The 22384-nt window shown below is 64.7% G+C and carries 20 protein-coding genes; 6 read left to right on the top strand and 14 right to left on the bottom strand.

The window, feature by feature from the left end; all coding sequences use genetic code 11:
- The first annotated feature begins 49 nt into the window (after window positions 1–49).
- Window positions 50–1339, top strand: a complete 1290-nt coding sequence (locus ACSHT2_RS35000; protein ID WP_440639698.1) for an MFS transporter — start codon at window positions 50–52, stop codon at window positions 1337–1339.
- 140 nt (window positions 1340–1479) lie between these two features.
- Here the strand turns inward: ACSHT2_RS35000 and ACSHT2_RS34995 are convergent, their stop codons facing one another.
- Entirely contained in the window at window positions 1480–1974 is a 495-nt protein-coding gene (locus ACSHT2_RS34995; protein WP_319331389.1) for a hypothetical protein, read from the bottom strand.
- A 403-nt stretch (window positions 1975–2377) separates the two neighbouring features.
- On the opposite strand from ACSHT2_RS34995, the gene ACSHT2_RS34990 reads away from it, so the two are divergent.
- Window positions 2378–3853 (top strand): FAD-binding oxidoreductase, encoded by a 1476-nt coding sequence (locus tag ACSHT2_RS34990; protein ID WP_440639696.1) that lies wholly within the window; start codon window positions 2378–2380, stop codon window positions 3851–3853.
- A gap of 99 nt (window positions 3854–3952) precedes the next feature.
- Here the strand turns inward: ACSHT2_RS34990 and ACSHT2_RS34985 are convergent, their stop codons facing one another.
- The 4 genes from ACSHT2_RS34985 to ACSHT2_RS34970 form a co-directional block, all read right to left on the bottom strand.
- Window positions 3953–4552, bottom strand: a complete 600-nt coding sequence (locus ACSHT2_RS34985) for a hypothetical protein (protein ID WP_440639694.1) — start codon at window positions 4550–4552, stop codon at window positions 3953–3955.
- A 251-nt stretch (window positions 4553–4803) separates the two neighbouring features.
- Window positions 4804–6501, bottom strand: coding sequence for a GMC family oxidoreductase (locus tag ACSHT2_RS34980; protein WP_440639692.1), 1698 nt, complete (start codon window positions 6499–6501; stop codon window positions 4804–4806).
- Between the two features lie 106 nt (window positions 6502–6607).
- Complete coding sequence (locus ACSHT2_RS34975) at window positions 6608–8167, bottom strand: acyl-CoA carboxylase subunit beta (RefSeq protein WP_440639690.1); 1560 nt, start codon at window positions 8165–8167, stop codon at window positions 6608–6610.
- The gene (locus ACSHT2_RS34970; RefSeq protein WP_440639689.1) at window positions 8097–9071 is read right to left on the bottom strand and encodes an IclR family transcriptional regulator; all 975 of its coding nucleotides are present in this window, start codon (window positions 9069–9071) and stop codon (window positions 8097–8099) included. Before ACSHT2_RS34970 ends, ACSHT2_RS34975 begins: the two co-directional genes overlap by 71 nt.
- Before the next feature lie 94 nt (window positions 9072–9165).
- Here ACSHT2_RS34970 and ACSHT2_RS34965 point away from each other — a divergent pair, with 94 nt between their 5' ends.
- From ACSHT2_RS34965 to glsA, 4 genes are all read left to right on the top strand, one after another.
- Complete coding sequence (locus tag ACSHT2_RS34965; protein WP_440639688.1) at window positions 9166–9387, top strand: acetyl-CoA carboxylase biotin carboxyl carrier protein subunit; 222 nt, start codon at window positions 9166–9168, stop codon at window positions 9385–9387.
- 145 nt (window positions 9388–9532) lie between these two features.
- Window positions 9533–10699, top strand: a complete 1167-nt coding sequence (locus ACSHT2_RS34960; protein WP_440639687.1) for a TAXI family TRAP transporter solute-binding subunit — start codon at window positions 9533–9535, stop codon at window positions 10697–10699.
- Window positions 10700–10918: 219 nt separating this feature from the next.
- Window positions 10919–12991: a TRAP transporter permease gene (locus tag ACSHT2_RS34955; protein WP_440639686.1), complete on the top strand. Its 2073-nt coding sequence runs from the start codon at window positions 10919–10921 to the stop codon at window positions 12989–12991.
- A 21-nt stretch (window positions 12992–13012) separates the two neighbouring features.
- Entirely contained in the window at window positions 13013–14860 is a 1848-nt protein-coding gene (gene glsA, locus ACSHT2_RS34950) for a glutaminase A (protein ID WP_440639685.1), read from the top strand.
- 5 nt (window positions 14861–14865) lie between these two features.
- Here glsA and ACSHT2_RS34945 read toward each other — a convergent pair whose 3' ends face one another.
- The 9 genes from ACSHT2_RS34945 to ACSHT2_RS34905 all read right to left on the bottom strand — a co-directional run bounded on the left by ACSHT2_RS34945 (window position 14866) and on the right by ACSHT2_RS34905 (window position 22379).
- Window positions 14866–15168: a nucleoside triphosphate pyrophosphohydrolase family protein gene (locus ACSHT2_RS34945; RefSeq protein ID WP_124158777.1), complete on the bottom strand. Its 303-nt coding sequence runs from the start codon at window positions 15166–15168 to the stop codon at window positions 14866–14868.
- Between the two features lie 26 nt (window positions 15169–15194).
- On the bottom strand, window positions 15195–15722 hold the full coding sequence (locus ACSHT2_RS34940) for a carboxymuconolactone decarboxylase family protein (RefSeq protein ID WP_440639682.1): 528 nt from the start codon (window positions 15720–15722) through the stop codon (window positions 15195–15197).
- Window positions 15723–16198: 476 nt separating this feature from the next.
- Complete coding sequence (locus ACSHT2_RS34935; RefSeq protein ID WP_440639680.1) at window positions 16199–16558, bottom strand: Zn-ribbon domain-containing OB-fold protein; 360 nt, start codon at window positions 16556–16558, stop codon at window positions 16199–16201.
- On the bottom strand, window positions 16555–17691 hold the full coding sequence (locus ACSHT2_RS34930) for a thiolase family protein (protein WP_440639678.1): 1137 nt from the start codon (window positions 17689–17691) through the stop codon (window positions 16555–16557). Before ACSHT2_RS34930 ends, ACSHT2_RS34935 begins: the two co-directional genes overlap by 4 nt.
- 157 nt (window positions 17692–17848) lie before the next feature.
- Entirely contained in the window at window positions 17849–19048 is a 1200-nt protein-coding gene (locus tag ACSHT2_RS34925) for a CaiB/BaiF CoA transferase family protein (protein ID WP_440639676.1), read from the bottom strand.
- A 126-nt stretch (window positions 19049–19174) separates the two neighbouring features.
- Window positions 19175–19381, bottom strand: coding sequence for a hypothetical protein (locus tag ACSHT2_RS34920; protein WP_440639675.1), 207 nt, complete (start codon window positions 19379–19381; stop codon window positions 19175–19177).
- A 138-nt stretch (window positions 19382–19519) separates the two neighbouring features.
- A complete protein-coding gene (locus ACSHT2_RS34915; RefSeq protein ID WP_440639674.1) occupies window positions 19520–20689 on the bottom strand; it encodes an acetyl-CoA acetyltransferase in 1170 nt (389 codons plus the stop codon).
- Window positions 20690–20749: 60 nt separating this feature from the next.
- Window positions 20750–21400 carry a bifunctional 4-hydroxy-2-oxoglutarate aldolase/2-dehydro-3-deoxy-phosphogluconate aldolase gene (gene eda, locus ACSHT2_RS34910; protein WP_440639673.1) on the bottom strand — a complete coding sequence of 217 codons (651 nt, stop codon included), beginning with the start codon at window positions 21398–21400 and terminating at the stop codon, window positions 20750–20752.
- 10 nt (window positions 21401–21410) lie between these two features.
- Window positions 21411–22379 carry a sugar kinase gene (locus ACSHT2_RS34905; RefSeq protein WP_440639672.1) on the bottom strand — a complete coding sequence of 323 codons (969 nt, stop codon included), beginning with the start codon at window positions 22377–22379 and terminating at the stop codon, window positions 21411–21413.
- Window positions 22380–22384 lie beyond the last annotated feature (5 nt).

Genomic DNA, 22384 nt, shown 5'->3' with positions numbered 1-22384 from the left:
TAACGATGACGCGAGTCTCCCGGGGCTCGCAAACCAAGATTGAGGCCCAATGATCTCGAACTGGCTCGCGGCAGCGCTTTCCCGCCGCAACATTCACTACGGCTGGGTGATGGTCGGCGTGACCTTCCTCGCCGCGCTGATCAGCGCCGGCACGGTCGGCGCGCCCGGGGTGTTCATCGTGCCGCTTCAGAAGGAGTTCGGCTGGAGCACGGCGGAAATCTCCTCCGCGCTGTCGATCCGCTTCATCCTGTTCGGGCTCATGGCGCCGTTCGCGGCCGCCCTGCTCAACCGCTACGGCCTGCGCAACGTCACGCTCGTCGCCCAGCTGATCGTGGTCTCGGCGCTCGTGCTCTCGCTCGGCATGACCGAGGTCTGGCAGCTCATCGCCCTCTGGGGCGTGGTGATCGGGATCGGCACCGGCATGACCGCGCTGGTGCTCGGCGCAACCATTGCCACGCGCTGGTTCGCAGCACGACGTGGCCTCGTCGTCGGCATATTGACCGCGAGCGTCGCCACCGGCCAGCTCGTGTTCCTGCCGCTGCTCGCAAGCCTCACCGAGCGCTACGGCTGGCGCCTGGCGCTTGGCTTCGTCTGCGTCATGCTCGGCGTCTCCGCAGTGGCGGTGCTGCTCGCGATGCGCGACCGCCCCAGCGATGTCGGCCTGCGGCCGTTCGGCGACGAGGGCACCGAGCCCCTGCCCGCCCCGCCGGTGAGCCACGGCTCGATCACGGGCGTTGCGCTCGGCACGCTGCGCGATGCCTCGAAATCGACGGCGTTCTGGATCTTGTTCGCGACCTTCTTCGTCTGCGGCGCTTCGACCAACGGCCTCGTCCAGGTGCATCTGATCCCGATGTGCCTCGATTTCGGCATCCCGCAGGTTCAGGCGGCGAGCCTGCTGGCTGCGATGGGCATCTTCGACTTCTTCGGCACCATCATGTCGGGCTGGCTGTCGGACCGCTACGACAATCGCTGGCTCCTGTTCTGGTATTACGGCCTGCGTGGGCTCTCGCTGATCTTCCTGCCCTTCAGCGATTTCTCGTTCTACGGCCTCTCCATCTTCGCGATGTTTTATGGTCTCGACTGGATCGCCACGGTGCCGCCGACGGTTCGCCTCACCGCGCAAAGATTCGGACCTGAGCGCGCCAATCTGGTGTTCGGCTGGATCTTCGCCGGCCATCAACTCGGCGCGGGCGCAGCGGCTTTCGGTGCCGGCTTCTCGCGGACGGTCTATCAGAGCTACCTGCCTGCGTTCTTCATTGCCGGCGCGCTGTGCGTGTTCGCCGCGCTGATCGTGCTGGCGCTGTCGCGGCAGCCCAAACCGCAGCCTGCGATGGCGTAGTATCTCATCGTGCTGGTGACGCCGAACACGGCGGCGTCACCAATCCGCTCAAGCCGGTGAACCCATCGAGCACACAGCGCGTCGCAGAGGCGGAGAGCGATAGCTGTGCATGGACGATTGCTACCGCACGGGGATCGGCGTCATTTCGAATCCTTGTTCAATTCGATCGCGACCTCCGACATCCAGGAGCCCGGCGCCTCCATCAGGAAGGATTGACGATTGCTCTTGGTCTGGATCGTCACCAGCGCGGCCACCGTATTTCCCTCAATTCGCGCCTCGATCAGGCCATCCTTGTTCGTGCCGTAGACCTTGCCGCCTTGTCGGTATTCGCTCTCGAACCAGTTGCCGGAGAGCTCCGTCCCGCTCTGCTCGATGTTCGCGGACAGGACCATCTTGTACGCATCGCTTGCGCAGCGCAGATTAAGGGTCAACGAACGTCCCGGCCTTGTGACGTCGTACGCCACTTTGCAGCGGACCTTCTCGCGCGGTCCATCGGACGGCTTCATCGTGCCGACGCCCGACCAAGCGCCGGCCAAGCCGTCGAACACCGGCTCTGCGCGCAACGGGCTGATGCCGACGAGCACGAGGCAGGCCGCGCCAATGCCCATGCGCGCAGCCGAAAACTTCAATAGCATTCTTCCGATCCTGATCCGCAAAGTCTGGGCGCGTCCTACGCTCGAACAGCCACGGGATGTTGGCGAAGATGTTTAGAAATGTTGCAAAGATTGCCTGAACGTTGCCGGGATCGGATAAGGCCGTAGGCCCGGCGTCCGTACGTCTCGCAAAACAACTGAAACAAGATCGAGGGCGGCGATACACGCCGAAGAAGAAACACCCGGGTCCGGCCTCGATGACCGGCGCGCCTCATTGCGTCGTCGCTGCAGCACCGATCCTGCCCGGCCCGGGGCGTTGGTCACGCACCCGTGTGGGTCCACAGGTTCGGGCCACATTCCCGTTAGACTCCGCAGCCCAAACGTGGACAATAGCCTCCGCACGTTACGTGCGCAGTGCACACCAAGATGCGCCAGAGGAAACAAAATGCCGGCTGCCTTCCTATCCTCCGATCCCATCATACCGACCGCTCCTTTGACCTCCGAGATGCGCGATGCGTTGAGCGCGATCGTGGGCGAGAAGGGCCTGATCGAGGACGAGCACGGCAAGCAGCCGTTCGTGACGGATTGGCGGGGATTGCTGGTCGGCGGTGCCGGCGCCGTCGTTCGTCCCGGCAGCACCGAGGAGGTCTCGAACGTGGTCCGGCTCTGCCATCGGCACGGCGTCGCGATCGTGCCGCAGGGTGGCAACACCGGCCTGATGGGCGGGGCGACGCCCTGGCCTGCGCATACCGGCATCGTGCTGTCGATGGGCCGCATGAACCGCGTGCTGGACATCGATCCCGTCGGTTACGCGATGACGGTCGAGGCCGGCTGCGTGCTGCAGACCCTTCAGGAGACAGCCAGCGAACACGACAGGTTCCTGCCTCTCAGTCTTGGCGCCCAGGGGTCGTGCATGATCGGCGGCAATCTCTCGACCAACGCCGGCGGCGTGCAGGTGCTGCGCTATGGCAATGCCCGCAACCTCGTGCTGGGGCTCGAAGTCGTGTTGCCCACCGGCGAGGTCTGGGATGGATTGCGCGCGCTCAAGAAGGACAACACCGGCTACGACCTCAAGCACCTCTTCATGGGCGCCGAAGGCACGCTGGGCATCATCACCAAGGCGGTGCTCAAGCTATGGCCGGCGCCGAAGGACGTCTGCACCGCATGGCTGGCGATCCGGGATCCACGCGCGGCCCTGGAGATCCTGTCCGAAGCCCATAGCGCCTCCGAAGACAATGTCGGCTCATGCGAGCTGATGAGCCGCAGCGCAATCGACATGGTGCTGCGCCATATTCCCGGCACCCAGGATCCGCTCAAGGCGGAGACGCCATGGTATCTTCTGCTCGAGTGGTCGTCCGCGCGGGCACGCCGGGATGGGACCGAGGGCATGTCCGAGAAGCTGGAGCAGTTTCTCGCCGATCAGCTCGAGGCCGGCCGCGTGCTCGATGCCGCGATCGCTCACACCGTCGGCCAGTCACGCAACATGTGGCGGATCCGGGAGGGTGTGGCCGAGGCCTCCCGGGCCGAAGGACCGGGGCTGAGCTACGACGTCTCGGTGGCGATCTCCCGTATCCCGGAGTTCATCGACAAGGGGACCAAGGCGGTGCTCGACATTCTCCCGAGTATCAGGCCCTACCCGCTCGGACACATCGGCGACGGCAATCTGCATTTCTCGTTCATGGGGCCGGTCGGCATGGATCAGCAGACACTGATCCAATACAAGGGCGCCATCACGCGGGCCGTGAACGATCTCATCACCTCCATGGGCGGCTCGATCTCGGCGGAGCACGGCATCGGCATCGACAAGCTCGATGAGCTCAGCCACTACCGGTCGAAGACCGAGCTCGACATCATGCGCACCATCAAGCGCGCGCTCGATCCGCAGAACATCATGAATCCCGGCAAGGTGCTGCGGCTGTGACCGAAGCTGGGCCCAGCGCCAACGATTGGTCCAGCGTGGCAGGGTCGCAAAGATGTTGCGACCCGTCCGTGGTCTTGTCGAGCGTGGTGTTCGCTGCGCTCAAGCCACCGAACCGCCGCGGGGATTGACGATCGTATACCCTCGCAATGAACGTGCGTGGATTCGCGTCGCGCGCCCGCCCGAGTTGGCGTCATAGGCCATCCAGACGTCGCCCCCGAGGTGCTGCTCCAGGACGAAAACGTGTCCTCGTCGCGCAGCAACCATTCCTGGTGCGGGTGATGTCCGCGGAAAGCGCAGCCAGTTGGACGCAAGATTCAATTCCGGCACAATACGGCCAAACACGCGCAGGGCCGCGCCGCAGCCGCAGAAGGACGAAGGACAACCGGCCGGGCGACCACCGACAACGCGAGCGCCGGAGACGTTCACCGGCGTGGCGGTGCCCCCTGCATCAGTCACTGTCAGTTGCGTCGAGCGGTAGGCTTGCAGCGAGGACCTTTGCAGCGAGGACTCGGAAACCGGTGAATATCTGGAAGCCAGTGAGGATCTCGAAGTCCGCTCGCGCCGCGTCTGCGAATACGAGAAGTCGCAGGGCATGGTGACATTGCATTCAGGGGCTTGCTGAATGCGATAAGGCCGTGCTTCCGAAGCGACAGAACCCAGGACAACGAAGACGCACGCAGAAAATACTCGCTTGAACATTGCAAGGACTCCAAATGAGAGACCCTGCCCCGGATGATGAGAAACAAATACAGTTTGGCTGAAATGGGACTAAAGGCCGGCTGAAAACTGATTGCATTACGCGACACGGCCGGCAATCGTCATAGCCTACACGTAGCGACCGAGATGATTAACTCGCAGCGCACGAATGCCCGCTCAGCGGGTCAAGCTTGCGGCATGCAATCAAGTCAGATTCGCATTTGGAGCGTTGCGAAGGCAGAACCCGCTGCCGCTCACTGCATCATCGCGGCTGCGATCTTCTCCGCCGACATCAGCACCGGAAAATTGGTGTTGGCGCATGGCACCACCGGGAAGATCGAGGCGTCGACGACACGCAGGCCCTGCACGCCCTTGACGCGGCCCTGATTGTCGACCACCGCCATCGGATCGTCGGCCCGGCCCATGCGGCATGAGCATGAGGCGTGCCAGACGCCGATCGTCGCCTTGCGCACGAAGGCTTCCAGCGCCTCGTCGTCGTTCATGACCTGATCGAAAGTGAAACCCTCGACCACAAAATTGTCGATCATGTAGTGACGCAGTGCCGCCGGCCCGTCCATCAGGGCCGCAGCGATCGTGGTGAGAATCCTGTTCCTGGTGTTGACCACGCCGATCTTGCGGACGCGATCGGTATAGGCGGCCGGGAACGGCTTGTCCGTCACCTTCCTGACGACTTCGCTCATCTGCACCGCCGCCATCCTGCGGAAGCCGCTCATCAGGCGATCGAGGTCGCGCCGGTCGGACAACAGGTTGAACTCGACGATCGGCTCTGCCGAGGGATCGCGCGAGGCCAGCTTGACCTGTCCGGTCTCGGAATAGGTCTTGTTGACGAAGGTCAGGAGCGAACCGATCTGTGCCCCGACGGCGTGCCAGGCCGATTTGCTGATGACGACGACGAACATGTCGCCCTTCGGCACGCCCGGCAGGCCCGACGAATAACGCAGGCCGAGCTGCATGTGGCGCCTGGTGTGCTCGTTCATCCGCGCGCCGCGGCGGACAAAGGACGACAGCGAGATCGAGGGATGATCCATCAGGCGCTGGCCGACGCCCGGCAAGCCCATCAGCACGGGAATGCCCATGTCCTTGAGGTGACCGACCGGGCCGATGCCGGCGCGAAGCAGGTGCGCCGGCGAATGGATGGCGCCGCTGGAGAGAATGATCTCGCGTCCGCGGAATTCCTGCTCGCGTCCGTCAACCGTCGCCTTCACGCCGACGCAGCGCGTGCCTTCGAACAGCAACTCTCGCACTTGCGTGTTGGTGGAGATCGTGAGGTTGGTGCGTTTGCGGGTGTCGCGATCCAGATACCCCATGGCAGCCGAGACGCGCTGCTCGGCCTGGTTGGAATGCGTCACCGGGAAATAGCCGTCGACGAACTCGCCGTTCTGGTCCGGCAGAAACCGGTGACCGGCCTGCTGGAAGGCTTGCGCGAACGCCTCCGAATGCTGCGTCCAGTGCTCCCGCGGAATGCGGCGGACCGGGATCCTGCCGTCCTTGCCATGGTACGGTCCATCGAAATCGAGGTCGTGCTCGACCTTCCTGAAGAAGGGCAGCACGTCGTTCCAGCGCCACCCGTCGGCGCCCCGCGCCTCCCATTCGTCGTAATCGGTCGGCGCGCCGCGATTGGCCATTTGGCCGTTGATCGACGAGCCGCCGCCCAGCACGCGCGCCTGTTCGTATTTGCGCAAAGGCGGACGCGATTCGGTTGGATTGTTGTGGCTGACGACCTGAGTCGTCACCTTGAGCTCGGTCCAGTGGAAGCGCGGATCGAAATAGGCCGTACCGGGATAGCTGTCCCTGATCTCGGCCGGCTCGTTGCCGGGCGGTGTGTCCTGTCCGGCCTCGCACAGCAGGACCTTGTTGGCGCTTCTTGCGGACAGCCGGTGGGCCAGCACGGACCCCGCCGAGCCGCCGCCCACGATGATGAAGTCGTACACGATTGGCGCTTCCTCTTTTTTGTCCAGGGAACGTAGCGCGTTCCTGTTTTGAGGTCACGCCACGGCTGCCCGACAAGCTCCGCGCAGTCGCACTGACGGGCGAACCTCAGGGCCTGATCGTCATGTTCTCCGGCGGACCGGCCTTTCGCAGCGGCTCGGCGAGGCGTGAGAACTCGCACAGCAGCGACCGCGTCTTCCTGGGATCGATGATCTCCTCGACCCAGAATTTTTCGGCCGAGCGGAATGGCGAACGCAGCCTGTTGAGCCGCTCCTCGATCTCCTTCAGCTTCGCCGCTTTGTCTTCCGCCGTGTCGATGTCGGCGCGGTAGGCGGCCTCGATGCCGCCTTCGAGCGGCAGCGAGCCCCAATAGGCCGACGGCCAGGCGTAGCGGATCGAGAAGCGATCGGCGGGCTGATGCACCACGCCGGCGACACCGAAGGCGTTGCGCAGGATCACGGTACACCAGGGCACGGTGGTCTGGTTCACCGCCGCCATGACGCGGACGCCGTGCCGGATGGTGGCGGCCTTCTCGGCATCGAGGCCGATCATGAAGCCGGGGCAGTCCATGAGATAGACGATCGGCAGATGGAAGGTTTCCGCGAAATCGACCCAGCGCACCACCTTCTGGCAGGCATCGGCCGTCCAGGAGCCGCCATAGTGAAAGCTGTCGCTGGCCAGCAGCAGCACCGCCCTGCCCTCGAGCCGCGCGAGGCCGACAATGACTGGCTTGCCGAAATTCTTGGCGACCTCGAAGAACGAGCCCTTGTCGACGACGGACTCGATGATCGGCCGCATCTTGTAGACCTGCTTGCGGTTGCGCGGCACCGCATTCATCAGCGCTTCGTCGCTGCGCTCCGGATTGTCGGTGCACGGCAAGGTCGGCGGCAGCTCGTAGACCGACGACGGCAGATAAGAGAGGAAACGTCGCGCGCAGGCGAACGCCTCCTCCTCGGTATCGACGGCGTGATCGACTGCGCCGGCGCGGGTCTGGATGTCGGCGCCGCCGAGTTCCTCCTTCGTGAGATCCTGACCCAGCGCCTTCACCACCGGCGGGCCAGCGACGAACATCGCGGACTTCCGGGTCATGATGGAATAGTGGCTGGCGGCAAGACGCGCCGCACCCAGGCCCGCTACCGAGCCGAGGCCGAGCGCGACCACGGGCACCCGCGACAGATTTTCCGTCGTGAAGCGATACCAGCGCGTGCCGCCGATGCCGCCCGGCAGGTTCGCTGCGCCCTTGGTCTCGATGGTCTTGACCGAACCGCCGCCGCCGGAGCCCTCGATGATGCGGACGATGGGCAGGCGAAAATCGTGCGCCATCTCCTCCGCCATCAGCGGCTTTGCGGAGATCGACGCATCGGCCGAGCCGCCGCGCACCGTGAAATCGTCGCCTACCACGACCACGGTGCGGCCGTCGACGCGCGCGCGGCCGAACACGCAGTTCGCCGGGGTCAATTTCTGCAGCTCGCCGCTGGAATCGTATTCACCGATGCCGGAGACGGCACCGATCTCGTGAAAGCTGCCTCTGTCGATCAGCTTGTCGATACGTTCCCGAACAGTCAGCCGGCCCTGGTCATGCTGTCGCTTGACCTTGTCAACGCCGCCCATCTCCCGCGCGAAGGCTTCGCGCCGGGCGAGCTCGTCGAGTTCCGGCTTCCAGTTCATTCACTCCCTCCGAATTGATCGGCTTGTTATTGTTGTGCACGGCCATGGCGACCGGTTTGCGCGAGATGCGGTTGTTGAAGGCGTCGCCTTCTGCGCCTTCCATCAGGCTGCCGAGCGAGCGGCCAAGCTCGAGCATCGACGGGGCGACTTCGTCATGCAGACGCTGCTCGTCATACATCGCAGACAGAAGGCCGATCGTGACGACCACGAAGGTCTGGTATTGCGGCGACCAGACCGGCACCGCGAGGCCGTTGATATGCGGGCTCCAGAGGCCGCAGGCGACGACATAGCCGCGCTCGCGCAACGACTCCCGGTTGGCCTCGATGCGGGGCCTGAGAATTTTCGCGGCCTCGGGGGCTTCCCGCTCCATGTCGGCGACAAAGGCGTCGCCGACTTCCGGCGCCAGGGCCGCGGTGTAGGCTGCGCCCGCGGCGGTCGACGCCATCGAGATGCGGCTGCCGGTGCCCTCGTGCAGGCCGAGTGCGCTCGTCGAGCGCGCGAACAGCAGATAAACGAGATGGAAGCGATCGGGGACGACGAAGCCGACGGTGCCCGGCAGTTGCTCGGCCACTTCCTGCAGCCGCTGGCGGATCATGCTGCGCAGCTGCGCGCCCTTCATCATCGAGGCGCTCATCGCCACCGCGCTCGGGCCGATGCGATATTTCTGATCGCGCGGCAGATAGACGAGCTGGCCCATGCGGGTCAGCGTGTGCGTGAGCCGCGACACCGTCGAGCGCGGCAGACCGCAGCGGTTTGAAATCTCGAGATTGCCGAGCCTGCTATCGTGGCCCTCGAAGCATCGCAACACGTCGAATGCGCGCGAGACCACCTGGATGACATCTCCCTCACCGGCATCGCCAGCGAGCGCGCCTTGCCTACTCAACCGCTCCGAACGTCGTCCCATGTTCCCTACCGCCTGTTCCGCTATGCGGAATTAAATTCCACTTGCAGACGACGCTACCTCAGGCATTTTGCGACGACAACAAAAAGGCGATGGCATGCCAGAAATTAAGATCGTCACGGAGATCGCGGGACGCGTCTGCGCAACTCCCGTGCAAGTTGGAGGAACCGTCGCAGATGGCGATGACGTTGTAGTTGTCGAAGCGATGAAGATGGAGATCCCGGTGCCCTCGCCCGCGAGCGGCACCATCACATCGCTTCTGGTGAAGCTCGACGACGTCGTTGCCGAGGGACAGGCGATCGCAATCGTCAGGAGTTGAACTGAATTATCCGTCGTTTCCGCGACAATCTGTCAGCCTCTTTCCTGCATTCGCGGTACGGCGTTGCCATCGCGGATGCCCGGTGACATGATCCGATTCAAGCAAGAATATCTTCGCGACTAACGCGAGGATGATGGAGGGAAACATGCTTCGTGCGCTGCTCGTGCTGGCGCCTGCCTTGGTGGCGGGCATTTCTTTTGCGTCTACACGCTACTCGTTCGCCGAAGACATCAAGCTGCCGGCGACATTGACCTTCACGGCCTATGACACCGGAACCGCCGGCTTCAACATCGCGGTCGGCGTCGGCAAGATGATGAAGGACAAGTACGGCACCGACGTGCGCGTGCTCCCCGCAGGCAATGACGTCGCACGCCTCGCGCCGCTGCGCGCCAAGCGCGCAGCCTCGGCGGCGATGGGATCGGGCACCTACTTCGCGCAGGAAGGTGTGTTCGAGTTCGGCTCGAAGGAATGGGGGCCACAGGCGCTCCAGATCCTGCTCTCGAGCGTCGACTGCAATTGCGGCTCGCTCGGCGTCGCCGCCGACACCGGCGTGAAGGAGCTGAAAGATCTGAAGGGCAAGCGTGTCGGCTTCGTGGTCGGCTCGCCCGCGCTGAATCAGAATTCGCTCGCCGTGCTCGCTTTCGCCGGGCTGACAGAGAAGGACGTCAAGGCCGTCGAGTTCGCCAGCTACGGCGCAATGTGGAAAGGGCTGATCAACAACGATGTCGATGCCGCCTTCGGCACCACCATCACCGGTCCCGCCAAGGAGGCCGAGACCTCGCCGCGCGGATTGATCTGGCCGCCGCTGCCCGCCAAGGACAAGGAAGGCTGGGCGCGGATGCAGAAGGTCGGCTCGTTCTTCTTCCCGCAACTTGCGACCTGCGGCGCCGGCATCTCGCCGGAGAAACCGGTCGAGCTCGGCAACTATCCCTATCCGATCTTCGTCGCCTACGCTTCGCAACCGGCCGATCAGGTCTATGCGATGACCAAGGCGATGATCGTGAACTACGACGCTTATAAGGACTCCGCGCCCGGCGCAGGCGGACTCGCGGCCAACCGCCAGACCAAGAACTGGGTGGTGCCGGTGCATCCCGGCGCGGTGAAGGCGCTGAAGGAAGCCGGGCAATGGAGCGATGCGCAGGAAGCGCACAACAACAAGCTGATCAAGCGCCAGGAGGTGCTGGCGGCCGCGTGGGCCGATTACGGCAAGTCCAATCCAGCGTCGGACGACAAGGCTTTCCTGGACGGCTGGATGAAGGCGCGCGCCGCCGCGCTTGCCAAGGCCGGCATGCCCAACGGGTTCGAGGAATAGCGTGCTGAGACCGAGCCTGATGCGCGCTCCCTCTCCCGCTTGCGGGAGAGGGTTGGGGAGAGGGTGTCTCCACGGTGGGATTCCCCCAGAGGAAAGAGCCCTCACCCGGCGCTGCGCGCCGACCTCTCCCGCAAGCGGGAGAGATTGAGCCCGCGGCGCAATCGATTCAAACAACTGTCATTCGCATAATCTGCGTTCAACTGCCCACGCGCGGGATCGATGATGTCTTCTTCCACCACCACCGCCCCGCAAGACGAGACCAAGCGGGTCGTGTTCGACGATCCGCATGGCGCTGCCGGCAACATGCAGGAGGCGGAGGTCACGCGCGTGCGCGCACTTCGCGGCGCCTGGCGCTGGGCGCTGGTCGCCGCGACCGCGGCGACCATCCTGCTCTGTATCAATCAGCAATTCTCGCTGCGCTTCTTCATCGGCTTCACCCAGCTCAACACGGAGTATTTCTACCTCCTGATCGCGTTGATGCTGCCGTTCACCTTCCTGATCTTTCCGGGCACGTCGCGTGCGCCGCTCGATCGCATTCCCTGGTACGACCTCGTCCTGTTCGTCGCGACCTTCGCGGCAGCGCTCATGCTGATGTTGAACGTGCGCAAGGCGGCGGAGGCCGGCTGGGAATTCGGCGGCGCGCCGACCAGCGTGATCGCCGCCGGCCTCGTGATGTGGACGATGCTGATGGAGGCGCTGCGCCGCACCGGCGGCTGGAGCCTGCTCTTGAGCGTCTTGCCCTTCACGGTCTATCCGCTGTTCGCCGAGGCCGGCTGGCTCGGGCCGTTCCGCGGCACGCAATCGACGCTGGAGCAGGCGACTGCCTATCACGTGCTGTCAGGCGAAAGCCTGCTCGGCATCCCCATTCAGGCCTTTGCGGACACCGTGATCGGCTTCCTCGTGTTCGGCACCGCGCTGATGATGACGGGGGCCGGCAAGTTCTTCATCAACCTCGCCTTCGCGCTGTGCGGCACGTTCCGCGGCGGTGCAGCAAAAGTCTGCATCTTTGCCAGCGGCCTGCTCGGCATGATGTCGGGCTCGATCATCTCCAACGTGCTGACCGCCGGCACCATGACAATCCCCGTCATGAAGAAGAGCGGTTTTCGCGCCTCCTATGCTGCCGCGATCGAGGCCTGCGCCTCCACCGGCGCGGTGCTGGCGCCGCCGGTGATGGGCGCCACCGCCTTCGTGATCGCGCAGTTCCTCAATGTCAGTTACGCCGACGTCGCAATCGCCGCCATCATCCCCGCCGTGCTCTACTATATCGGCCTGTTCATGCAGGTCGACGCCTATGCGGCCCGCCACAAGCTGAAGGGCATCCCGCGCGCCGAGCTGCCGCGGATCATGGATACGATCAAGGACGGCTGGTACTACGTCTTCGTCATCGCGCTCCTGATCGTGATGCTGCTCTACTTCAAGCGTGAGAGCCACGCGCCGTTCTATGCGACCGCGCTGCTCCTGGTTCTCAACCAGTTCTTCTCCAAGGACACGCGCTGGACGCTCGGCACGATCGGCAAATTCCTTGAGGTGAACGGACGCACCTTCGTGGAGCTCGTCGGCATCCTCGCCGGCTGCGGCCTGCTGATCGGCGCCTTCTCGATGACCGGCGTCGTCTCGAGCCTCGCCAACGACCTCTTGCATATAGCCGGTGACAATCCCTTCCTGCTGCTGGCGATGTGCGCCCTCACCAGCCTCATTCTCGGCCTCGGGCTGACGACGACCGCCTGCTACATCTTCCTCGCCATCCTGGTCGCGCCCGCGCTGGAGAAGCTCGGGCTCAACCGCATGGCGGTGCACATGTTCATCTTCTACTGGGGCATGTTGTCGTCGATCACCCCGCCGGTCGCGATCGCCTCGTTCGCGGCCGCAGGCATCGCAGGTTCGCCGGCGATGAAGACGGGCTGGGAATCGATGTGGGTCGGCAGCATCATCTATTTCCTGCCGTTCTTCTTCGTGCTCAATCCGGCGCTGGTGCTGCAAGGGCCGAGCCCCTATCTCGCCGGCCTCGGCCTGATGGGGCTCGCCGCCTTCGGCACGCTGTTCATCTGCGGCGGCATCCAGGGCTACCAGCCCTTCGTCGGCGATCTCCGCGGGGCCGGCGCGCTGGAATGGCCCATTCGCGTGCTGCTCGTGATCGGCGGCTTCGTGGTGGCGACCCCCGGCGGCGGAATCATGCCGCTTTCGCAGATGCAGGTCACGATGCTGGGGCTGGCGATTCTGCTGCCGACGCTTCTGCTTGCCCTGCTGCTGCGGCGGCAGACCATCGTTCCGGACGGGTTGCGCATGCCCTGATTGCGTTGCACAAGAGAGGCGATGACGCCACATTCGCCTCTCGAAACCGCCTGGACCCGCTCGAAACCGCCTTTGCTGCGGTTTCTGAACAATTGCCTGAGCGAGTTCGCCGCCGAGACCTCAGGCAAGGTCGCCGACTACATTCCCGAGCTCGGTAAGGCCGATCCTGCCCATTTTGGCATCAGCCTGGCGACCCTGGACGGCCATGTCTATGAAGTCGGCGACAGCCGGGTGCCCTTCACCATCCAGTCGATGTCGAAGCCCTTCGTGTTTGCACTGGCGCTGGACCTGCTCGGTGCCGGCCGGGTCGAGAGCGCGATCGGCGTCGAGCCCTCGGGCGACCCCTTCAACTCGATCCGGCTCAATTCCGAGAACCATCCGTTCAACCCAATGGTCAATGCCGGCGCGATCGCCTGCACCGGGCTGATCTACGACAGCAAGGGCACGGACGCCTTCGAGCAGATTCGTGCCGCGCTCAGCCGCTTTGCCGGACGCGACCTCGCGCTCGACGAGGCCGTCTATGCCTCCGAAAGCCAGACCGGCGACCGCAACCGCGCCATCGGCTATCTGCTGAAGACCAATGCGGTGATCTCGGACAATGTCGCCGGCGTCCTCGACGTCTATTTCCGCCAATGCGCCGTTCTGGTCACCGCGCGCGACATCGCGGTGATGGCGGCGACGCTCGCCAATCGCGGCATCAATCCCGTGACGGGCGAGCAGGTGCTGAGCGCTTACGCGATCTCGCGCACGCTCTCGGTGATGACGTCGTCGGGCATGTACGACTATGCCGGCGAGTGGATCTACCGGATCGGCATTCCCGCCAAGAGCGGCGTCGGCGGCGGCATTTTGGCCGCCCTCCCCGCCCGTCTCGGTCTCGGCAGCTATTCGCCGCGCCTCGACAAGCATGGCAACAGCGTGCGCGGCATCAAGGTCTGCGAGGCGCTGTCCTCGCATTACGATCTGCACATGCTCAACCGCAGCGACGACGCGCGCAACGCCGTCATCGCGGACTACGATATCGGCAAGAGCCCGTCGCGCCGCGTGCGCCGCCCGCAGGAGCGTGAGATCCTGGCGGCGCACGAGCAGGAGGTGCGGATCATCGAGCTGGTCGGCACGCTGTCGCTGTCGGCCGTCGACTACGTCTCGCGCCGGCTCGCAGGCCGGCCGCGACCGCAATTCGTGATCTTCGATCTCCACCGCGTGACCTCGACCACGCGCGCCGGCGCGCGGCTGGTCGCCGAAGCGTTCGAGGAGCTTGCCGCGCTGAACGTGACCGTCGTGCTGTCAGGCGTCAGGCGTGCCTCGAAGGAATGGAACACGTTGCGCGAATGGACCGCCGAGCTGAAGAACGTCCGCGATTTCTACCTGCTCGACACCGCGATCGAATGGGCCGAAGACCAGATCGTGTATCGCTACGGCGGCTCGATCGATTTTCACGAGACCACCGAGCTCGCCGAGCAACCATTGCTGGCAGGGTTGAGCGAGGAAGAGCTGACCGATCTGGCCTCGCTCTGCGCCGTCAGGACCTATCAGTCCGGCGCGAAGATTCTCACGACCGGCGATCCTGCCGATGCCCTGTACTTCCTGCGCAGCGGCGCGGTGCACGTCACCTTGCCCGACGGCATCAGGCTGGCGACGCTCACCGCCGGCATGGCGTTCGGCGAGATGGCGCTGCTGGAGCAGATCCGCTCCGCCGACGTCTTCGCCGACATGGCGGCAACCGCATTCGAGGTGCCGCTGAAGGATTTCGAGCGCTTCCGCAAGCAGCACCCACGCGCCAGCGAATGCATCATGCGCAACCTCGCCCAGCTTCTGGCCGACCGCCTGATCGTCGCCAACGCCAAGGTCGATATTTTGACGGCGACGTGAGAAGCCTAGCGGCTCGCCGCTTCGCTCAGCCGCCGCTTGACTTTTGCAGCGCTGGCCTCGAGCAATTCGGATGGTTTCTGGCCGGTCGCGGCACACAGGCAGGCCCAGTAGTAGATGACATCGCCAAGCTCATCGACGAGGCCCGCCTTGTCGAGCCAATCATCGCGCAGGAGCTTCTTGATGTGGTCGGCGACCTCGCCGGATTCACCGGCAAGGCCAAGACCGAGGTAGGACAACCGCTCGTTGGACGGATGCTCGTCGACTTTGGCAACACCAGCGGCCCAAGCCGCATATTCATCGATCGTCATCGGCTTCCCTCGCCGCTTCTGTCTGATCAGCCCACCACTTCAGTGACCGGCTGAAGGTCGATCTCGAACGTCTCGAGGAATTTCGAAGTCATGATGTAGAAGCCGACCGAGAGCTGCAATTCGACCAATGCGGCCGGCGTCAGCTTCGATGCGATCGCCTTGAAGGTCGCATCCGTCGGCTTCTTCAGCTTCACGATCTCGTCGGTGAAGGCGAGCGCGGCGCGCTGCACCTCATTGAAGCAAGACGCGGCCTGCCAGTTCTCGAGCGCCTCGTTCTGCTCGTCGGTGACGCCGACGTTCTTGCCGATGCGCTTGTGCGCGACGATCTCGTACGGCGCCTCGCACAAGATGCCGGTGCGCGTGATCGCAAGCTCGCGCACGATGGGATCGAGCTCGCCCTTGTGCCTGATAGCGCCCCCTAGGCGGCAGTACTGCTCGAAATAGCTCGGCGAGTGCGCCATCATGCGGAAGATGTTGGCATGACGATTCTTGTCGAGGATTTCGCGCGTGCGGTCGGACGCCTTGGACGGATCGCAGTAGGTGATGCGGGCCATGATTTTCCTGAAGTTTTCCCTGAGCTTTTGATGCTTGTTGTCGTCTTGGGGATAAGTTCCCAAAGACTCTATTCGCGGGCGGACGCAGGAGCAACATCATCGAGTCAAATTGCCGCCGCATTGCTGATCGACCCTGAGATAATCGATATTCGCCGCGTGGGGACAAGTCGCGGTGAATACTCGAGAAGTGGGGTGTTCCGAGTAAAACAATTGGCCGTCGGGTGCGCTAGCCGCGCGCAACGATGAGTCACGCCCAAGTCTAGGGAGAAAACGGCATGAAGGAAGCCACCAAGGGGGCGGCCTCGGGAGCGCTTGCGCATATGCTGGCGGTGACGGCGATGCTCGTCATCGCCAGCATCTTGTTCTACGGGCGCTAGAGCAGAGTTTCGTCATTCCGGGGTGGCCCTCGCACAGGCCAGGCCCAGAATACCCGTTCCAGGCTCGGTCCTATGACCGCCCCCGAATGACGAATCCCTCTACGTCCCCTTCGTGAAGAACGGCACCAGCTTGCCGGCAAAGGACTTGAAACTCGCGGCGACCTCGTCGCCGATGGCGAGATCGCTCGCGCCATGCGCCATCATGCGAAATCCCTCGGCGCAATCGACCAGCACAATGTTGTAGGGCACGTGGGCGCGCGTCTCGGGCGTTGCGGCACGGCAGACCAGCGAGGTCGCGTACACCCTGCCCTTGCCGCTGGCGCGCTGGTCGCGCGGGCCAGATGCACCGCAGGCCGCGCAGAAGGCACGATGAAAATACTGCACGTGACTGCATGAGGTGCAGACCTGGTAGGTGATGGCCTCTTCGCCCTTGGTCCAGTCCGCAAGACGCTCGCTCATCGCACCCGCTCCAGGAACATGCTCACGTGGGACGACAGCACGCCGCCGTCGCCGTGCAGCAGTGCAATGGACGCATCCCGCACCTGGCGATTCGCCGCCCGAGCCGTCATCTGCAAATGGGCCTCGACCAGATGCGCCATGGCGCCGCCGACGCCGCAATGGCCGTAGCTGAGCAGGCCGCCGTGGGTGTTGAGGGGCATGGCGCCGTCGCGGCCGAAATGGCCGGCACGGACGCGCGCGGCCGCCTCGCCGCGGCCGGCAAGCCCGAGGTCTTCCAGCAGCATCGCGAGCGTGATGGTGAAGCTGTCGTAGATCGCGGCGTAACGCACGTCGGAGATCGCAAGGCCCGTCGCCTCCCTGGCGCGCGCGATGGATATCTCGGCACCGAGTTCGCTGAGACCAGGTGCGGCCGTGACATGCTGATGGGTATGCGCTTGGGCACAGCCGCGGATGCGCACGCCCGCTTCCCCTGTCCGCTCGCGGCTGATGACGAACGCCGCACCGCCGTCGGAGACCGGGCAGCAGTCGAGCAGCTTGAGCGGCATCGCCACCGGTTTCGAAGCCATGACGTCGGCGACCGTGATGGGATCGTGGAATTGCGCGCCGGGATGGGTGCAGGCGTGGCTGCGCATCAGCACCGCGAACTCGGCGAGGTCCTCTTCGGTCACGCCATATTCGTGCATGTAGCGGTTCGCGACGAGGCCGTAATAGGCGGGAATGGTCGGGCCGAGCGGCACCTCGTAGTCGGGATGGCCGACCTGCGCCAGTGCCTGGATCGAGGCATCGCGGCTCTGCCCCGTGAGACGGTTCTCGCCGGCGACGACGAGCACGTGGCGCGCGACGCCGGCGTCGACGAGCTGATGCGCGAGCATCGTCATCGCGAGACCCGTGGCTCCGCCCACCTGCACGGCGTGGGCGTAAGACGGGCGGATGCCGAAATGCTCGGCGAAGACGGTGGCCAGCATGATGTGCGGCGACACGGTGGAGTAGCCGCAGAGGATGCCGTCGATGTCCGAGCGTTTCAGCCCGGCATCGTCGAGCGCGGCTTGGGCAGCCTTGCTCATCAGGTCAAGCGAGGACAAGCCTTCGTGCTTGCCGAACGGCGTGAGGCCGACGCCGGTGATGAAGCTCATGTGACGACCTCTCCGCTGTCATTCCGGTGCGCGACGAAGTCGCGAGCCCGGAATCCATCGCGCGGCCTCACTCGATGATGAATGGATTCCGGGCTCGCGCCCAAGTGGGCGCGAGCCGGAATGACGGATGAGAGAGGTTGCGCCATCACTTCTTCCCCTACTCAGGCGCCGTTCGCGTGACGCCATCGCGGACCATGGCGGCGATCTCGTCGGTGGAGTAGCCGATCTCATGCAAAATCTCCGCGCCGTGCTCGTTGAGCCGCGGCGCCAACCGCACGGGCTCGGCCTCCGACTCCGACCAGGTCGCCGTCACCTTCATGCTCCGGATCGGGCCCTCGGTCGGATGAGTTACCACCGGAAAAAAGCCGGTCGCCTCCAGGTGCTCGTCGTGCAGGATCGACGCGAGGTCGTGCATCGGCATGACCGGCACGTCGGCCTTGGTGAGCAGGTCGATCCACTCGGCCGTGGTGCGCGTCTCGAAGATGCGCGCAAGCTCGGCGTAGACCACATCGATGTTGGCGGCGCGGCCGGCGAAAGTCGCGAATTTGGGATCGGCGCGCAGATCGTCGCGCCCGGTGGCCTTGAAGAAGTTCTCCCACTGCTTGTCGTTGTAGACGATGACGCTGAGATAGCCGTCCGAGGTCTTGTAGGGCCTGCGGTCACGCGAGAGGTGGCGGGCATAGCCGCCCTTGTCGAGCGGCGGTTCGAAGGTGAGCCCGCCCATGTGATCGCCCATGACGAAGCCGGCCATGGTCTCGAACATCGGGATGTCGACGCGCTGGCCGCGGCCGGTACGGTCGCGGTGCACGAGGCTGGCACAGATCGCCCCGACGGCGGTGAGGCCGACGATGCGATCGACCAGCGCATTCGGCACGTAGCGCGGCACGCCGTCACCGGTCTGCGCCATCAGCGCCGGAAGCGCGGTGGCGCCCTGGATCAGATCGTCATAGGCAGGTTTCGCGGCATAGGGCCCGTCCTGACCGAAACCGAACACGCCGGCATAGACCAGGCGCGGGTTGATGGCGGAAACGACATCGTAACCGAGCTGAAGCCGCGCCATGGCCTGCGGACGGACGTTGTAGACAAGCACATCGGCGTCCTTGAGCAGCCGCAGCACGGCCTCGCGGCCGGCGGGCTTTTTCAGATCGAGGCAGATCGAGCGCTTGCTGCGGTTGGTGTTGAGAAACACCGGTCCCATCCCGGCGTGTCGCATCGGACCGATCAGGCGGGTGACGTCGCCGTCCAGCGACTCCACCTTGATGACATCGGCGCCGTAGTCGCCCAGCATCTGGGTCGCATAAGGACCCATCAGCACAGTGGTCATGTCGATGACCTTGATGCCCTTCAGCGGCCCCATCGTTCGCTCCCGATTGCGCGAGGCTCAAGGCGCGGCCCGCGATTTCGACCCAGCTAACGGTAGTGCCGCCGCTCGCGCAAGGGCGGGCGGCGTATGGCGGCATGCGCGGCGCGGCGATATCGGCCGCTATTTCTTCTGGCGGGATTCCCGGATCTTCAGGAGCCGGTCGAGCTCTTCGTTCTGCTGGCTGATCCGGTCGGCGATGCGCGACTCGTTCTGCTCGCCCGAGGCGGCGGCCGCCTGCTCGATGAGCTGGCGGATATTGTCCTCGAGGATCGCGATGCGGTCGTTCAGCGCGTCCATCGACAGCGATTCTTCGTAGTCATTGCTCATGATATATTCCCTGCCAATCAATCAGGAGCATTAACGGGTCCAGATCAGCCCACTATGATCTAGCGCAAAGGCAGTAGTGGTGGGTTACGCTGGCAGACTGCGCTTCGCGCATCCGCCAGCTAACCCACCCTACAGGACCTATTTCAGCGGCTCCAACACGGAAACGTAGTTGGCAACGGCCGCACCGCCCATGTTGAAGATGCCGCCGAGCTTGGCGTTCTTGAGCTGCATGCCCTCGGGCGCCTGCCCTGCGAGCTGCATCGCGGTCATCACATGCATCGAGACGCCGGTGGCGCCGATCGGATGACCCTTGGCTTTCAAACCGCCGGAGGGATTGACCGGCAGCTTGCCGTCCTTGAGCGTCCAGCCTTCCTTGATGGCGCGGGCGCCCTGCCCCTTCGGCGTCAGGCCCATCGCTTCGTACTCGATCAGCTCGGCAACCGTGAAGCAGTCATGGGTCTCGACAAAGGAGAGATCGGACAGCGTCACACCGGCCTTTTCCAGGGCTCGCTGCCAGGCGACCGTGCAGCCCTCGAACTGGAGGATGTCGCGCTTGCTCATCGGCAGGAAGTCCTGGGCGTGCGCGGTGGCGCGGAAGCCGATCGACTTGGTCATGCCCTTGGCGGTCTCGGCATCGGCCAGCACCAGCGCCGCGGCGCCATCGGAGACCAGCGAGCAATCGGTGCGCTTCAAGGGGCCAGCCACGTAAGGATTCTTCTCGCTCTCGGCGCGGCAGAAGTCGAAGCCAAAGTCCTTGCGCATCTGGGCGAAGGGATTGGCGACGCCGTTCTTGTGGTTCTTGGCCGCGATCAGCGCCAGCGCGTCGGACTGGTCGCCGTATTTCTGGAAATAGGAACTGGCGATTTTGCCGAACACGCCGGCGAATCCGCCGACCGTGTCGCCGTCCTCGGGGAGATAGGACGCCTTGAGCAGGTTCTTGCCGATCTCGGGGCCAGGGGTACGCGTCATCTGCTCGACGCCGACGACCAGCACGATCTTGGCGGCCCCTGCGGCAATCGCGCGCAGGCCCTGGTGCACGGCGGCAGACCCGGTGGCACAGGCGTTCTCGACCCGGGTCGCCGGCTTGAAGCGCAGCTTCGGATCGGCCTGGAGCACCAGCGAGGCGGTAAAGTCCTGCGGCGAGAAGCCGGCGTTGAAATGGCCAAGCACGATCTCGTCGACGTCGCCAGCCGAAATGCCGGCATCCGCCAGCGCCTCGTTGGCGACCCGCACGACGAGGCTTTCCACGGTCTCGGTGTCGAACTTGCCGAACGGCGTATGCGCCCATCCGACGATGCTGGCGGTCATGGTCTTTTCTCCCTGAGGTCTCTTACCTGAACTAAATCTTAGCGCAGGGATGGCAAGACTTCACGCGGCTTTCAGGGCCTGGAGGGTCCGCTGGCAGATGGCAGTTATGCCGGCCCAGTTCCCGGCCCGGATCTCCGCCGTCGGGCACAACCAGGAGCCGCCGACCGCAACCACGTTGGGCTCCGCCAGCCAGCTCGCCGCATTGGCCTCGCCGACGCCACCGGTAGGGCAGAACCGCACGTTCGGGAACGGCCCGCCAAGGGCGCGCAGGCCCTTGATGCCGCCGGCCTGCTCGGCCGGGAAGAACTTTGCGACGTCGAAGCCGTAGGACAGCGCCATCATCAGCTCGGAGGCCGTGGCAATGCCCGGCGCGAACGGCAAAGAGCTGTCGGTTGCGGCCTTGAGGAGATCGGGGGTCAGGCCCGGGCTGATCCCGAATGCGACGCCAAGCTTCTCGACACGGGTGAAGTCGGCCGGATTGAGAATGGTGCCGATGCCGACGATCGCCTCAGGTACTTCGGCCATCATCGCCCTCGCGGCCTCGATCGCAACGGGGGTGCGCAGGGTCACCTCCAGCGTGCGGACGCCGCCGGCAACCAGCGCACGCGCCAGCGGCACCGCATCCTGGATTCGCTCGATGGTGAGGACCGGAATGACGGTCGCCGCCTTGAACAGCGAGACGAGGTGGTTCTGTTGGGCAGTCGTGGTCATTGGTCTCGATTCATTTGGTCACTTGGCGAGAGGCCGTCGGCCGGTGCCGCTTCTTCGGCGGCATGGCATAACCCGGGATGATGGCACCGGGATAGCAGATCACGAGGCTGGCGAGGCGATGTCCGGCCTGGGCGGCCTCGGCCGGACCGGAACCGGCGAGCCGCGCCGCGATATAGGCCGCGGCAAAGCTGTCGCCGGCAGCGGTGGTGTCGACGACCGGCTTCGTCATGGGTTCGGCGCGAACCTCGCTGGTTCCGCCGGGAAAGCGCAGTACGCTGACGGGCTCGGCGAGCCGGAACACCAGCTCCGGGCTCGGGATACGCGCCATCAGCTGGTCGTGGCTCTCGCCGGGATAGAGCGCGAGCAGATCTTCGGTCGAGGTCAGCACGATGTCGGCGGTCGCGAAGGCTGCGGCGAAGATCTCGCGGGCGACATCGCGATCCGGCCAGCCCCGCGCGCGAAAATTGGTGTCGAACACGAAGCGGGTGCCGAGCAGGCGCGCGCGCTTGATCGCCGCGAACAGGCGCTCGCGCCCGACCGCATCATAGATCGAGAGCGTGATCGCGGAGAGATAGACGATGTCGTAGCTCATCAGCGAGTTGAGGATTTCGTCCGTCTCCGGCAGGCTCATCAGCTGCCGCGCCGCCGCGCTGTCACGCCAGTGGAAGAACTGGCGCTCGCCCTTCGCATCCAGCTGGATCATGTAGAGGCCGGGCAGCTTGCCCGCCAGCCGCACGACACGCCGCGTGCCGACGCCCTCCGCATTCCAGGCCGCGATCATCTCGTCGCTGAGACCGTCATCGCCGAGCGCGGTGAGATAGTCGACCTTGACGTCGAGCCGCGCCAGATAGACGGCGGTGTTGAGGGTATCACCGCCGAAGCCGCGTGAGTACAGGCCGCCCCCCTGCCCGGCAGACGCGCCTCCTTGCGCCTGCCTGAGCTCGACCATGCATTCGCCGATGCAAGCAACGCTCGCCATCACCA

Origin of the sequence: Bradyrhizobium sp. PUT101, from assembly GCF_052043945.1 — a bacterium.
GTDB lineage: Bacteria > Pseudomonadota > Alphaproteobacteria > Rhizobiales > Xanthobacteraceae > Bradyrhizobium.
Note: the sequence above shows the minus strand (reverse complement) of the source record. Positions and strands in the feature narration are given on the sequence as shown.

Bases quoted from the DNA above. Each gene is read 5' to 3' on its own strand.
- ACSHT2_RS35000 (WP_440639698.1), top strand. From the start codon at position 50: ATGATCTCGAACTGGCTCGCGGCAGCGCTTTCCCGCCGCAACATTCAC.
- ACSHT2_RS34995 (WP_319331389.1), bottom strand. From the start codon at position 1,974: ATGCTATTGAAGTTTTCGGCTGCGCGCATGGGCATTGGCGCGGCCTGC.
- ACSHT2_RS34990 (WP_440639696.1), top strand. From the start codon at position 2,378: ATGCCGGCTGCCTTCCTATCCTCCGATCCCATCATACCGACCGCTCCT.
- ACSHT2_RS34985 (WP_440639694.1), bottom strand. From the start codon at position 4,552: ATGTTCAAGCGAGTATTTTCTGCGTGCGTCTTCGTTGTCCTGGGTTCT.
- ACSHT2_RS34975 (WP_440639690.1), bottom strand. From the start codon at position 8,167: ATGAACTGGAAGCCGGAACTCGACGAGCTCGCCCGGCGCGAAGCCTTC.
- ACSHT2_RS34970 (WP_440639689.1), bottom strand. From the start codon at position 9,071: ATGGGACGACGTTCGGAGCGGTTGAGTAGGCAAGGCGCGCTCGCTGGC.
- ACSHT2_RS34965 (WP_440639688.1), top strand. From the start codon at position 9,166: ATGCCAGAAATTAAGATCGTCACGGAGATCGCGGGACGCGTCTGCGCA.
- ACSHT2_RS34960 (WP_440639687.1), top strand. From the start codon at position 9,533: ATGCTTCGTGCGCTGCTCGTGCTGGCGCCTGCCTTGGTGGCGGGCATT.
- ACSHT2_RS34955 (WP_440639686.1), top strand. From the start codon at position 10,919: ATGATGTCTTCTTCCACCACCACCGCCCCGCAAGACGAGACCAAGCGG.
- glsA (WP_440639685.1), top strand. From the start codon at position 13,013: ATGACGCCACATTCGCCTCTCGAAACCGCCTGGACCCGCTCGAAACCG.
- ACSHT2_RS34945 (WP_124158777.1), bottom strand. From the start codon at position 15,168: ATGACGATCGATGAATATGCGGCTTGGGCCGCTGGTGTTGCCAAAGTC.
- ACSHT2_RS34940 (WP_440639682.1), bottom strand. From the start codon at position 15,722: ATGGCCCGCATCACCTACTGCGATCCGTCCAAGGCGTCCGACCGCACG.
- ACSHT2_RS34935 (WP_440639680.1), bottom strand. From the start codon at position 16,558: ATGAGCGAGCGTCTTGCGGACTGGACCAAGGGCGAAGAGGCCATCACC.
- ACSHT2_RS34930 (WP_440639678.1), bottom strand. From the start codon at position 17,691: ATGAGCTTCATCACCGGCGTCGGCCTCACGCCGTTCGGCAAGCACGAA.
- ACSHT2_RS34925 (WP_440639676.1), bottom strand. From the start codon at position 19,048: ATGGGGCCGCTGAAGGGCATCAAGGTCATCGACATGACCACTGTGCTG.
- ACSHT2_RS34920 (WP_440639675.1), bottom strand. From the start codon at position 19,381: ATGAGCAATGACTACGAAGAATCGCTGTCGATGGACGCGCTGAACGAC.
- ACSHT2_RS34915 (WP_440639674.1), bottom strand. From the start codon at position 20,689: ATGACCGCCAGCATCGTCGGATGGGCGCATACGCCGTTCGGCAAGTTC.
- eda (WP_440639673.1), bottom strand. From the start codon at position 21,400: ATGACCACGACTGCCCAACAGAACCACCTCGTCTCGCTGTTCAAGGCG.
- ACSHT2_RS34905 (WP_440639672.1), bottom strand. From the start codon at position 22,379: ATGGCGAGCGTTGCTTGCATCGGCGAATGCATGGTCGAGCTCAGGCAG.